This is a genomic window from Bacillota bacterium (genome assembly GCA_024653485.1).
Taxonomy (GTDB): Bacteria; Bacillota; SHA-98; order UBA4971; family UBA4971; genus UBA6256.
Genome location: JANLFY010000004.1, coordinates 1 through 12,341, shown reverse-complemented (window position 1 = coordinate 12,341; position 12,341 = coordinate 1). Strand labels below are relative to the sequence as shown.

Below are 12,341 nucleotides of genomic sequence, written 5' to 3'. Positions count from 1 at the left end.
TGCCAGCCTCTCGAGACACCGCACCCGTGGCCCGGGCCTGGCTTGCGAAGCGCCCGCGTGAGAGACGCGGCGGGACGGTGCCGCTGGACCGCCGCGAGCCTCCAGACCGCCGCGAATCGCTCCCAAGCCGCTGTTCTCGGCCTTACTCCTCGGGTTTCCCTGCCGCAGGATCGCGTCGAGGAGCACTGCTCAATCCGAGAGCTGCCCTGGCATCGGCGAGGGCCGCCTTGACCTGCCCGGGCGCCGTGCCGCCGGGGACGGATCGCGCAGCTAGAGACGTCTCCACCCGTGTGCTTGCGATCACATCCCGGGACGCCTCAGGGGCAAAGTTGTGCCAATCGTCCATGGAGAGATCCTCGAAGCCCTTTCCCTCCCTCAAACATCGCAGCACAAGCCGCCCCACCTCAGCGTGGGCCTGCCGAAACGGCACGCCCTTCCTTACCAGGTAGTCCGCAAGGTCCGTGGCGGTCGTGAAGCCTCGCCCCGCAGCCTCTCGCATCGCGGCAGCATTCACCTTCATGGTCCGGAGCATGGGCGCCATGACCTCCAGGCATGATGCTACGGTGTCCACGGCGTCGAAGAGGATCTCCTTGTCCTCTTGCATGTCCCTGTTGTAGGCCAGTGGCAACCCCTTCATGACGGTGAGCATCGCCACGAGATCCCCCACGACCCTCCCGGTCTTGCCCCTCACGAGCTCTGCCACGTCGGGGTTCTTCTTCTGCGGCATCATGCTGCTGCCCGTGGTGAAAGCGTCGTCGAGCTCGATGAACCCAAACTCTTGCGACGACCAGAGCACGAGCTCCTCGGCCAGTCGGCTCAAGTGGACCATGATGATCGCCGCAGACGCAAGGAACTCGATCACGAAGTCCCTATCGGAGACCGCGTCGATGCTGTTCCTCGTGATCCCGCAACACCCAAGATCGCGCGCGATCGCCTCCCGGTCCACTTGGTATGCGGTGCCCGCCACTGCCCCCGAACCCAAGGGGGAGACGTTCGCACGGCGCGACGCGTCCGCGAGCCTCTCCTTGTCTCTCGCGAGCATCTCAAAGTAGGCCAGCATGTGATGGGCGAAGAGCACTGGCTGAGCGTGCTGCATGTGGGTGTATCCGGGCATTATCACCTCTGCGTTGGCGTCCGCCACCTCCACGAGCGCGCTGCGAACATCGTCGATGAGCGCCACCAAGCGCCCGGCCTCCTTTGTCACATAGAGCCGCATATCCAGGGCGACCTGGTCATTGCGGCTCCTCCCCGTGTGCAGCTTCTTGGCGACTTCACCCACCTTCTCGCCCAGCATTCTCTCCACCGTCGTGTGGATGTCCTCATCGGACGTCGAGAAATCCACGGCCCCTGATTCAATGTCTCCGAGCACCGCACCCAAGCCGGCGACGAGCGCCTCCGCCTCGTCAGCGGAAATGGCTCCGCATGCGGAAAGCGCGCGCGCGTGGGCGATGCTCCCCGCGATGTCCTCGCGGTAGAGCCTCCTATCAAAGTGCACCGACGCGGTGAATTCCTCGACCTTGACCTCGGTGTCTTTCTCAAATCTCCCCGCCCACGGCTTCAAGGACCTCGCCTCCGCTCTCCGTCCCGGAAGTGGAGTCCTCCCCCACCCCTGCAGCACGGCTTCTCGCTCTTGCGGCAACAACCGTCGGGAGCCCGAAGATCTGAATGAACCCTTCGGACGCCGCGTGATTGAAGGCGTCGTGCTTGTCATACGTGGCAAGCGAACGATCGTAGAGCGAATGCGGCGACCGCCGCCCTACCACTGAGACCGAGCCCTTGAAAAGCCGCAGTCTCACCTCGCCCGTCACCGTCTCCTGTGTCTTGTCGATGAACGCGTCGAGGGCTTCACGAAGCGGCGAGAACCACAAGCCAAAGTAGGCCAGCTCAGCGTATTTCTGGTCTATGGCTTGTTTCATGTGGTAGGTCTCTCGGGGGAGGGTCAGGCTCTCCAGGTCTTTGTGGGCCGCGATGAGCGCCACCGCCGCCGGAGCCTCGTACACTTCCCTGGACTTGATGCCCACGAGCCTGTTCTCTACCTGGTCTATCCTGCCTACCCCGCACGCGCCGCACAGCATGTTGAGACGGGTGACGATCTCCACCGGGTCCAAGCTCACTCCGTCGAGGCTCACGGGCACGCCCGCCTCGAAACCCACCTCCACGTACGTGGGGTTGTCCGGGCAATGCTCCGGTGCGGTAGTCCACATGAAGGCGTCCTCTGGAGGCTCACGCCACGGATCTTCCAGGACGCCGCACTCTATGCTCCTGCCCCAAAGGTTTTCATCTATGCTGTAGGGGCTCTCTGAGGTCACCGGGACGGGTATGTCGTGTTCCCTTGCGTACTCCATCTCATCCTCGCGTGACATGGGCCACTCGCGCACCGGGGCGATGACTCGAAGCTCAGGCGCCAGCGCAGCGATGGACACGTCGAAGCGCACCTGGTCATTGCCTTTTCCGGTGCAGCCGTGTGCGACGGCGTCGGCGCCTTCATTGAGGGCTATGTCCACCAAGATCTTCGATATGAGGGGCCTGGACAGCGCGGCGCTCAAAGGGTACTTCCCCTCGTACAGCCCATTCGCCTTGAGGCTCTTGAACGCATAATCCTCCAAGAACTCGCGCCGCGCGTCGACTACGTACGATCGACACGCCCCTACTCTGAGAGCCTTCTCCCTGATGAACTCCAAGTCCTTCTTCGCACCAACATCAACCGCGACGGCGATGACCTCCGCGAGGTAGCGCTCCTTGATCCACTGTATTGCAACGGATGTGTCGAGGCCCCCCGAATAGGCGAGCACGACTTTGCGAGCAGATTTACAAGCCGCTTTCACCGGCCTTCCTCCCTTGCATCAGCAGGACGAGGATGGCCTTCTGGACGTGGAGTCGATTCTCGGCCTCGTCGAACACTACAGAATGGGGGCCGTCCATCACCCCATCGGTGATCTCCTCCCCCCTATGCGCGGGCAGACAGTGCATTACCATGACGTCCTCCTTTCCCGCGGCTTCGACGAGCGCCTCGTTCACCTGGAACGCAGCGAGGGCCCGCGCCTTCTTTTCGTGTTCAGCTTCCTGACCCATGCTAGCCCACACGTCGGTGTATATGACGTCTGCGCCTTTCACAGCCTCAACGGGGTCGTGCGTCACCCGAATGGTGGCGCCCGTGGCCTTTGCGTCTTCCCCCGCCATCTCCACGATGTCCTGGAGAGGCTCGTACCCGGGCGGGCACGCCACAGTGACGTCGATGCCTACCTTCGCCCCGCCGAGCATGAGGCTGTGCGCTACGTTGTTGCCGTCCCCCACGTACACCAGTTTCAGGCCTTTCGTCCTGCCTTTCTTTTCAAACACAGTGAAGTAGTCAGCTAGAGCCTGACAGGGATGCAAGAGGTCCGTCAGCCCGTTTATCACTGGAACCGTGCCGTATCTGGCGAGGTCCTCGACATCCCTGTGATCGAACGTGCGTATCATTATGCCGTCCACGTAACGCGAAAGCACTCGCGCCGTGTCGGCGATAGTCTCCCCCCTCCGGAGTTGCAGCTCCTGCGCGCTCAGGAAGAGCCCATACCCTCCCAGTTGCCAGATGGCTACCTCGAACGACACCCTCGTGCGGGTGGAAGGCTTGGTGAATATCATTGCGAGCGTCTTTCCGCGCAGTAGGTGGTGCTCAACCCCGGCCCTCGTCTCCTCCTTCAGCCTCGCCGAGACCTCGAAGATCTTCTCGACCTCCGCCACGGAGAGGTCGTGGATGGACAGGAGGCTCCTCCCCCTCATGCCGACGGCGACTTCGTCGTGAAGATAATCCCTCTTTTGCGTCACGCTGCACACCGTCCTTCTTGCGTAATGCTGTGCCCGCCCTTTGTATCTCGCGGCGCACCGACATATATTCAAGGACCTCCGCGAAACTCCTCCCCGCGAAACTCCTCCCCGCCGGAGCAGACGCCCCGGCGCGGCAGCACGGCGTCAGCGTCCTTTCGCTCGTCACCTCCTGACACGATGTTTGCAGACGGTCACATGCCCCCAGCCCAGGCCGCACGGATTGCACCCACGAGGCGCGCCATCACCCGAGCACATCTCTCATAGCCCGTTCGAGGATGGCGACGGCTTCGTCGATGTCTCCCCTGGTAACCACGAGCGGCGGCAGGAAGCGAAGCGTGTTGTCGTTCACGGCGTTCACGAGGAGGCCCCCGTCGAGGCACGCCGCTGCCACCGCGCGCGCGGGCGCTCCAAGGGCTCCCCCGGTCCCGCCGGCGGCCTGGTCAGCGGCCAAGTGAAGCGACCGGAGCTCCAGGGCGATCATGAGTCCCTTACCCCTCACCTCAGCTACTTGGGGAAACCTCATTCCAAGGTCCCGCAAGGACTCCGCGAAGTAGGCTCCCACGTCCGCGGCACGCTCAGCCAGCCCCTCGGACTTGATGGTCTCCACGACCGCAAGCGCGGCCGCACAAGCCAATGGGTTCCCGCCAAAGGTGGAGGCGTGCGTACCTGGGGTGAACGCCGCTGCGACCTCGTCCTTAGCGAGCAGGGCTCCGATGGGGACACCCCCTCCCAGGGACTTCGCCAGTGTCACGGCGTCGGGCTCGATCCCAGAGTGTTCGAAAGCGAACATCTTCCCGGTGCGCCCCATCCCCGTTTGGACTTCATCCAGGATGAGCAAGGCCCCACGTTCGTCGCAGATCTCCCTTGCCCGCTTGAGATAGGCCTCATCGGCGACCTTGACCCCTCCCTCGCCTTGGATCGCTTCCAGGAGGACGGCGGCGGTCTGGTCGCCCACAGCCTCCTCAAGGGACGAAGCGTCGTTGAATGGCACGTACCGGAAGCCGGGAGGCAGTGGCTCGAAGCCTTTCTGGTACTTTGCCTGCCCCGTCGCGGTGACCGTGGCAAGGGTGCGCCCGTGGAACGAGTTGAGCGCCGTGACAATCTCATAGCGACCCTCTTCCTCCCTCACGGCTCTCGCGTACTTCCGGGCGAGTTTGATCGCGGCTTCGTTCGCCTCGGCGCCGCTGTTGCAGAAGAACGCCTTGCCAAACGGGGTGCCGTCCAGGAGGGCCTTGGCCAGAAGCGCCTGCCCTTCGATGAGGTAAAGGTTGGAGCAGTGGATCATCATGGCTGCCTGCTTCTGCACGGCGGCCACGACCGCAGGGTGTGCATGCCCAAGGCCGTTGACGGCGATGCCACCGAGAAAATCCAGGTACTCTTTGCCGGATGCGTCCCACAGCCTCACGCCGGATCCTCGGATCGGAGCCACCGGAGCTCTCGAGTACGTGTTCATGAGGTAAGTGCGAGAGAGTTCCGCGATTCTCTCTGTCGTGTCGCTATGTGAAAGCGCAATCATCGTTGCGCCGCGCGATCCCGCCATCCTCGGTCCGCTCACGACGGGACCCGCGACAGTCCCCCCTTTCCCCTGGTGACACTCTAGACACTCTCGGCACGCCTCTCCCCGCTACCGTGTCTCGGGCGCCCAGCCCTGTCCGCCGATGATCATCGTGCCGATCCCCTCGTTCGTGAACATCTCGAGCAGGAGCGAATGGGGTCTCCTTCCGTCGATGATGTGCGTTCTCGGCACGCCCCTCTCGAGAGCCGCGACGCATGCGTCCACTTTCGGAATCATGCCCGAGTCGATGCGACCCGCGGCGATCATCTCCCTCGCCTCGGCTATCGTCACTTGTTGGAGAAGGGACCCGGGGTCGCCGGGGTCAGCAAGGATGCCCTCGACATCCGTGAGGACCACGAGTTTGAACGCTCCGAGCGCTCCGGCAAGGTGCCCTGCTAGATGGTCGGCGTTTATATTGAGCGTGGCACCGGTGTCGTCCGAGGCCACCGGGGATATCACCGGAATGAACCCCTCTCTGCTCACGACTTCGATGATGTCCGTATTGATCGCGACCACGCTTCCCACGTACCCCAGATCTATCTCCTTGTCCCCGTGAGTTTCCTGGCCTCTTCTCTTTGCCACCACGAGGTTCGCGTCCTTTCCCGAGAGTCCGAGAGCCTTGCCACCACCTCTGTTGATCAGCGCCACTATATCCTGATTGATCCTGCCAGTCAGGACCATCTCTGCTATTTCGGCGGTCTCGCAGTCGGTGACGCGTAGGCCGTTCACGAAGACCGGCTCTTTGCCCAACCGCCTCATGACGCCGGTGATGTCCTTGCCGCCGCCGTGGACAATTACGGGATTCATGCCGATGTATCTCAGAAGGACGATGTCGAGGGTCACCGTCTCCTTTAGCGTTGCGTCGGTCATTGCTGCCCCGCCATACTTGACCACCACCGTCTTGCCGAAAAACGTCCTTATGTAGGGGAGGGCCTCGACGATCACCTCCGCCTTTTCCGCACTGGACAGACCCTTCGCCGCGAGCGCGCCCGCTCCGGGAGCAAGAAAGCCATTCATGGATGTCACCTCCTCAGCTTCTGTAACTTGCGTTGATGCGCACGTACTCGTACGTCAGATCACACGTGTACGCGACCGAGCTTTCGAATCCCGCGTGCAAGTCGACGGCGATCAGCACTTCTTTCGACGCCAACGCCTCTCTGGCGCGGGCTTCGTCAAACTCCAACGCGGCACCATTCTTGGCCACGAGCACGTCTCCGATAGTGACGTCCACGAGGTTCGGGTCGAACTCGACTCCCGCTCGTCCGGCCGCCGCAAGCACGCGGCCCCAGTTGGGGTCGGCCCCGAACACGGCCGTCTTCACGAGATTCGAAGAGGCGATCGTCCGTGCGATCAGTTGGGCTTCTCTCTCCGTTCTCGCCCCTCGGACTTCAACTCTGACGACCCTGGTAGCCCCTTCGCCGTCCCCCACGATCATGCGAGCTAGCGCACGGGCGACGTGCTCCAGTCCTTCGACCATGGCATCGAAGTCCGCGCCCTCCGACACGATGACGGGATTCCTCGCCAATCCGCTCGCGAGCGCCACGGCCATGTCGTTGGTGCTAGTGTCGCCATCTACCGTGATCATGTTGAAAGTCCTCTCGACGGAGCGCAGAAAGGCGCGTCTCAACATCCCCGCGCTTATGGCGGCATCGGTGGTCACGAACGCGAGCATAGTGGCCATGTTGGGGTGGATCATGCCCGACCCCTTGGCGATTCCGCCGATGCGCACCCTGTGCCCTCCTATCTTTCCTTCCACTGCGATCTCCTTCAGCGTCCGATCCGTGGTGAGGATGGCTTCCGCGGCGGCCCTTGACCCGGCGGAGTCAAGCACCGACGCAGCGACACGGATTCCGGCGCAAACCTTCTCTACGGGCATGGGAACGCCTATGACGCCCGTGGATGCAACCACGACCTCCTCGGGGGGAAGGCCCAGGACCTCGCCAGTGACGCTTGCCATAGTCTTGGCATCTTCGAGGCCTTTCGTGCCGGTGCACGCGTTTGCGTTGCCGCTCGCCACGACCACAGCCCGGCACCTGCCCGACTTGAGGTGTTCCATGCTGACGAGAACCGGCGCGGCCTTCACCCTGTTAGTCGTGAACACGCCCGCTGCCGCCGCCGGTCCGTCGGAGACGATGAGAGCGAGATCGGGTCGGGCGCGCTTTATCCCGCAGTGCACCCCCGCGGCGCGAAATCCCAGAGGGGCGGTGACGCCGCCGGGAATCTCCTCCCAAAGCGCTTCGTCGGCGTGTGCCGGTTCGATAGCGATCATGCCCAACTCTCCTTTCCACAAGTCTCCACAAGTCCACCGGTCGGATTCACGGCCAGACGGGAGGATTCTCAAGCCCCATTGATTCCCTGAGGCCAAAGAGTATGTTCATGTTCTGGACCGCCTGCCCGGCTGCGCCCTTCACGAGATTGTCCAGGGCGGAGATAGCTATCACCCTCCCGGTCTCTTCTTGAACCCTCACGGCGACGTCGCAGAAGTTCGACGCGCGCACCGCTTTCGTCTGAGGCAGGTCGTCCCGCAGCACCCTCACGAACCTCTCTCCCGAATAGAACCCCTCATACAGAGATGTGAGAGAATCTTGGGCGCTCACCGAGTCTCCCGGGGCCGCCCCAACTCCGCATGTGTGCGGCCTCCCCCCGAACTCGGCCTTCGCTCTCAAGGAGGAGTACGCCGTCACGAGTATTCCGCGGCTCATCGGCACGACATGGGGCGTGAAGGTAACGGCGAGGTCCAAACCGCCGCCTCCAGAACCCCACTTTCGCGCATCGCTGCCTTCCACGCCACACCCCGAAGCCACGCGCCGCAATTCCTGCTCTATCTCCGGCGTGTGACGGTGGCACAGGATCCCGTACGGCCGAAGGTTCTCTTCGCTCTCGGGAAAGTGGTAGCCTTGCGACGGCGTCCTCCCGGCGCCCGAAGCTCCCGACTTCGCGTCTATGATGATGCTTCGCGGGTCAATGAGGCCGTGTCGCGCGAGCGGGGCCAGTGCAAGCAGCGCCGCAGTAGGATAACAGCCCGGGTTGGCTACGATACGTGCAGCCCTTATGTCCTCCCTATACAGCTCAGGAAGGCCGTACGCCGCCTCAGCGGCAAGCTCCGGGGCAGCGTGGATCGAGCCATACCATTGCTGGTACAGGGAGGGGTTCTTGAGCCTGAAGTCCGCGCCGAGGTCGATGATCCTCACGGACGGGCGTGCTGCCAAGATCTCCTTGGCAAGAGCTGCGGACGCCCCGGCGGGAGTCGCCATGAACACCACGTCACACTTGCGGGCCAGCTCGTCCGGAAGGATGTCGGACACGCGAGGAAGGTCATACCCGCGAAAGGCCGGCAGTACCTCGAACGCCGCCTTTCCCGCGCTCCCCCGCGAGGCCAGCGCCGCGATGGTCACCTCCGCGTGACCGAGGAGGAGCCGCACCAGTTCCCCGCCAGCGTATCCCGACGCTCCCGCTATCCCTGCTCTCACCATGATCCTGTCCCCCACGACCCCCTGCCCATGATTTGTCGGTCGAACCAGGTTGGGCAAGGATTGTGGTAATTATACATCACTACTGTATATCTATGCAATATCACACGCGAAAGAAAACCCGCGGCCCTTTCCGCCTGACTGGCCGCGGGTCACAATGTGCCGAGATTCACAAACTCCAGTACATCTATACGGTTACATCACCGGGCTACGGTCCGATGCGCGGGTGAGCCTACGACCCCGCGATGCGCTGTCTCAACCAAGCACCTCGTCAGGGCTGTGATATTCGATACCAAACGCGTCGGCCACGCCCTTGCACGTGAGCTTCCCCTTGTACGCGTTCAACCCAAGCCTGAGCGCCGGGTCGCGCCTCATGGCTTCCTCGGCACCGAGGTCCGCTATCTTGACAGCGTACGGGAGCGTCACATTCGTCAGGGCGAAGGTGGACGTTCTCGGGAACGCGCCGGGCATGTTGGCCACAGCGTAGTGCAATACGCCGTCCACGAAGTAGGTGGGATTCGCGTGAGTGGTCGGATGAATCGTCTCGATGCACCCTCCCTGGTCAACCGCGACATCCACGATGACTGCGCCCTTCTTCATCAGTTTCAGCATGTCCCGAGTCACAAGCTTCGGCGCCTTCGCCCCGGGTATCAGCACCGCCCCGATCACGAGGTCGGCATCGGCCAGAGCCGCCTCAATCGAGTGTCTATTTGAGTACAGAACCTTCACGTTCTTCGGCAGTATGTGGGCTAAGTATCTCATGCGGGTGATGGAGACCTCGAACACCGTCACCTGCGCGCCAAGCCCAGCGGCCATCATGGCGGCGTTCGTGCCCACCGTGCCACCGCCGATCACGACCACGTGAGCCGGCTCCACACCCGGGATGCCGCCCATGAGCACGCCACGCCCACCGTTGGGCCCCGCAAGGTAGTTCGCGCCAACGACGGCAGCCATAGCGCCCGCTACCTCGCTCATCGGTGACAACAGGGGCAGGCTTCCATCGGGAAGCTGCACAGTCTCGTAGGCGATGGCCACAATGCCGGAATCGAGCACGGCCCGGGTCAGGGTCTCGTCAGACGCCAGGTGGAAATACGTGAACATAACTTGGCCGTTCCTCATTAGGGGATACTCCGGCGGCAGGGGCTCCTTGATCTTCATGATCATGTCTGCCTGTGACCACAAGTCCGCCACGTTGTCGACAACGCGCGCGCCCGCACTTGCATAATCCTCGTCGGATATCCCGCTTCCCTGCCCGGCCCCCTTCTCCACGAGCACCGTGTGACCCCTGTCACACAGTGCCATCACGCCCGAGGGCACGATGGCGACGCGGTTCTCGTTGTTCTTGATCTCCTTGGGCACCCCGACTATCAATTCGACCACCTCCATTATGACGTCACGAAAGCCCAATATCCGCCCTGATGTTGTATGATTCTACTCACAGTGCCACAATCCTTCCAGCCAGGAGCCAACCCGGACCGCGCGACAACCCAACAAAGTCAAGAGGCTGCGCCCCGCACCAAGCGTGACGCAGCCTGTCCGTCCCCAGTCCACCCAGGAATCATCTCCGGCTCAACACATGTTCTCTTTCAAGTTTTCTCTCAAGCATCCCACGTGGCTGAGAACCATCGCCGCGACAGAGAACCGTCTGGTTAGAAGTTCACCCCGACCAGCAAGCGGTAACCGGATCCGCCCGCGCCCTCCTGGCTGCTGTACAAGGCCTCACCCGCAAGCCAGAACGGCGACATCACATCGGCCTTGAGACCGCCGAGCACTTCGAACCATGAGCTGGCGCCGCTCTCGAACGCCATTCCGCCCCTGCCGTAGACGGCGATCCGCGGAGCGATCGTCTGCTCGCCGAACACTCCGACCTTGAAGATGCTCGCGTTGAAACCCTCTATCAGCTTGATTCCTCCGAACGCCCCCAGGGAAGCCCCACCGATGTCTTGGAAAGCATACTTGCCGTAGATCTCGGTCTCCGCCGCACCCTCGTGGCCGACGTACTCAAGCCCGACAGACATCGCGCCAGTCAAGTTCAGCTCTCCAGCAAACGTAAGGTCCGAGTCGTCTCCGTGGAAGTAGTACCCCACTCCGATCTTGTTCTCCGCCGATGCGACCCCCGCCGCGACCATCACCAGGGCGAGCGCTACGGCCAAACAAACTGCCCTCTTCATTGATATCCCTCCTTGCCCGAGTCGGGTTCATCATGTCATTCGACGACCGCCTCGAATCTCCTCCTGGGCCTGGAAAGCCATTCTCTGGATCAGAGAAGATACTCTCGGCGCACGACGTCCCACATCCGCGGGTCCTCCGACCCGAGCCGCCAGAAAGCCAACCCGTCGATGCCGCGTTTCCTGACGAGCTCGAGCTTGAGTCTGAGGCTCTCGAGGTCTTCGTAGTACACCACGTGTTCCGTTTCACCTTCGTAGTACCTGAGCACGGGACACGCTGCGCGCTCATCCCATGCTGGCACGAGACCGGGACTAGAAAGCAACTCCGCCATCCTCTTAGTGTCCAACCCTCTCCCGGGTGACGGCACTCCTTTCTCAATCGTCCAGTGCCGTCCGTAGAAGGGGAGGCCGATCACGATCTTGTCCCTGGGAACGCACGTGAGCGCGTAGTCGATCACATCCTCCAGCCACCAGAGCGGCGACACCGGTCCGGGGGGGCCGCCAGATGGGGAGTAGTCGTACCCCATGATGATCAGATGGTCAACCTCACGCGCAAGGCCCGGATAGTCGTATGCCTGAGCCCATCCCGTGTCATCAGGACCCGGAGGCGAGGTTTGAGCGACCACGTCCACGGATACGTGCTTGCCATGAGGTCTCAAGCGCCGCGCGATCTCGCCGACGAGCATGGTGTACCTGTCCCGATCCCCCTTCAAGAAGGCCCCTTCGAAATCCATGTTGATCCCGTCGAAACCGCGTTCCAAGACCAGGGAGGCCACGTTCTCCGCCGCGCGCCGTCTCGTGTCTTCGCTCGCGAGCACGTCGTGGGCTACTTCTGGACTGAATCTCTCGTTTGCAATGAGAGGCACGACCGCGATCCCTCTGGTTCTCGCGAGATCGATCGTCTGGAACACATCTCTCTCCTCGCTCTGGATGTTTCCGCATGCGTCCATGGAATACCAGCATGGACTGACGTGGGTTATCACGTCCGCATGTTCCATGTACGACCGGATGCTGTCGTCGGCGTACGGCACCTGCCACCCAAGAACCATCCTGCCCATCGGATGCGCCTCCCAGTTTCGAGAGATAGCCCGTCTTCCCTTGCCATTCCAGCGGAACGGGCTCCCGGGGCCGCCATGCTCGCGTCTGTCGGCGATTCCATATTTCAAGGAGCACCCGTCGAAACCTCCTCAACAAGAGGAAGGGCGCGGCACGCAAGTCGCAGTCGCCAGGCGACACCTCTCATCTCGCCGCACTACGAGCCGACCTACCGCAACATTCTTATGCATTCGTGTCAACGGACTGTGATTTTGTCACCCCAAAACACATTCATCTGGACTGAGA

At 62.4% G+C, this 12,341-nt stretch carries 10 protein-coding genes; all 10 read right to left on the bottom strand.

The window, feature by feature from the left end; all coding sequences use genetic code 11:
* Nucleotides 1-142: 142 nt before the first annotated feature.
* Entirely contained in the window at nucleotides 143-1,561 is a 1,419-nt protein-coding gene (gene argH, locus NUW12_04090) for an argininosuccinate lyase (protein MCR4401949.1), read from the bottom strand.
* Nucleotides 1,536-2,825, bottom strand: a complete 1,290-nt coding sequence (locus NUW12_04085; protein MCR4401948.1) for an argininosuccinate synthase — start codon at nucleotides 2,823-2,825, stop codon at nucleotides 1,536-1,538. The genes argH and NUW12_04085 overlap by 26 nt, the downstream gene beginning before the upstream one ends.
* Nucleotides 2,809-3,762 carry an ornithine carbamoyltransferase gene (gene argF / locus NUW12_04080; protein ID MCR4401947.1) on the bottom strand — a complete coding sequence of 318 codons (954 nt, stop codon included), beginning with the start codon at nucleotides 3,760-3,762 and terminating at the stop codon, nucleotides 2,809-2,811. Before argF ends, NUW12_04085 begins: the two co-directional genes overlap by 17 nt.
* A 286-nt stretch (nucleotides 3,763-4,048) precedes the next feature.
* The gene (locus tag NUW12_04075) at nucleotides 4,049-5,323 is read right to left on the bottom strand and encodes an acetylornithine transaminase (GenBank protein MCR4401946.1); all 1,275 of its coding nucleotides are present in this window, start codon (nucleotides 5,321-5,323) and stop codon (nucleotides 4,049-4,051) included.
* Nucleotides 5,324-5,431: 108 nt separating this feature from the next.
* Nucleotides 5,432-6,379 (bottom strand): acetylglutamate kinase, encoded by a 948-nt coding sequence (gene argB, locus NUW12_04070; GenBank protein MCR4401945.1) that lies wholly within the window; start codon nucleotides 6,377-6,379, stop codon nucleotides 5,432-5,434.
* Between the two features lie 13 nt (nucleotides 6,380-6,392).
* Nucleotides 6,393-7,631: a bifunctional glutamate N-acetyltransferase/amino-acid acetyltransferase ArgJ gene (argJ, locus tag NUW12_04065; protein MCR4401944.1), complete on the bottom strand. Its 1,239-nt coding sequence runs from the start codon at nucleotides 7,629-7,631 to the stop codon at nucleotides 6,393-6,395.
* A 46-nt stretch (nucleotides 7,632-7,677) separates the two neighbouring features.
* Nucleotides 7,678-8,835: an N-acetyl-gamma-glutamyl-phosphate reductase gene (gene argC, locus NUW12_04060; protein ID MCR4401943.1), complete on the bottom strand. Its 1,158-nt coding sequence runs from the start codon at nucleotides 8,833-8,835 to the stop codon at nucleotides 7,678-7,680.
* Between the two features lie 252 nt (nucleotides 8,836-9,087).
* Nucleotides 9,088-10,203: an alanine dehydrogenase gene (gene ald / locus NUW12_04055; protein MCR4401942.1), complete on the bottom strand. Its 1,116-nt coding sequence runs from the start codon at nucleotides 10,201-10,203 to the stop codon at nucleotides 9,088-9,090.
* 278 nt (nucleotides 10,204-10,481) lie between these two features.
* Nucleotides 10,482-11,003: a hypothetical protein gene (locus NUW12_04050; protein ID MCR4401941.1), complete on the bottom strand. Its 522-nt coding sequence runs from the start codon at nucleotides 11,001-11,003 to the stop codon at nucleotides 10,482-10,484.
* An 89-nt stretch (nucleotides 11,004-11,092) separates the two neighbouring features.
* Nucleotides 11,093-12,058 (bottom strand): glycosyl hydrolase family 18 protein, encoded by a 966-nt coding sequence (locus NUW12_04045; GenBank protein MCR4401940.1) that lies wholly within the window; start codon nucleotides 12,056-12,058, stop codon nucleotides 11,093-11,095.
* Nucleotides 12,059-12,341: the final 283 nt, after the last annotated feature.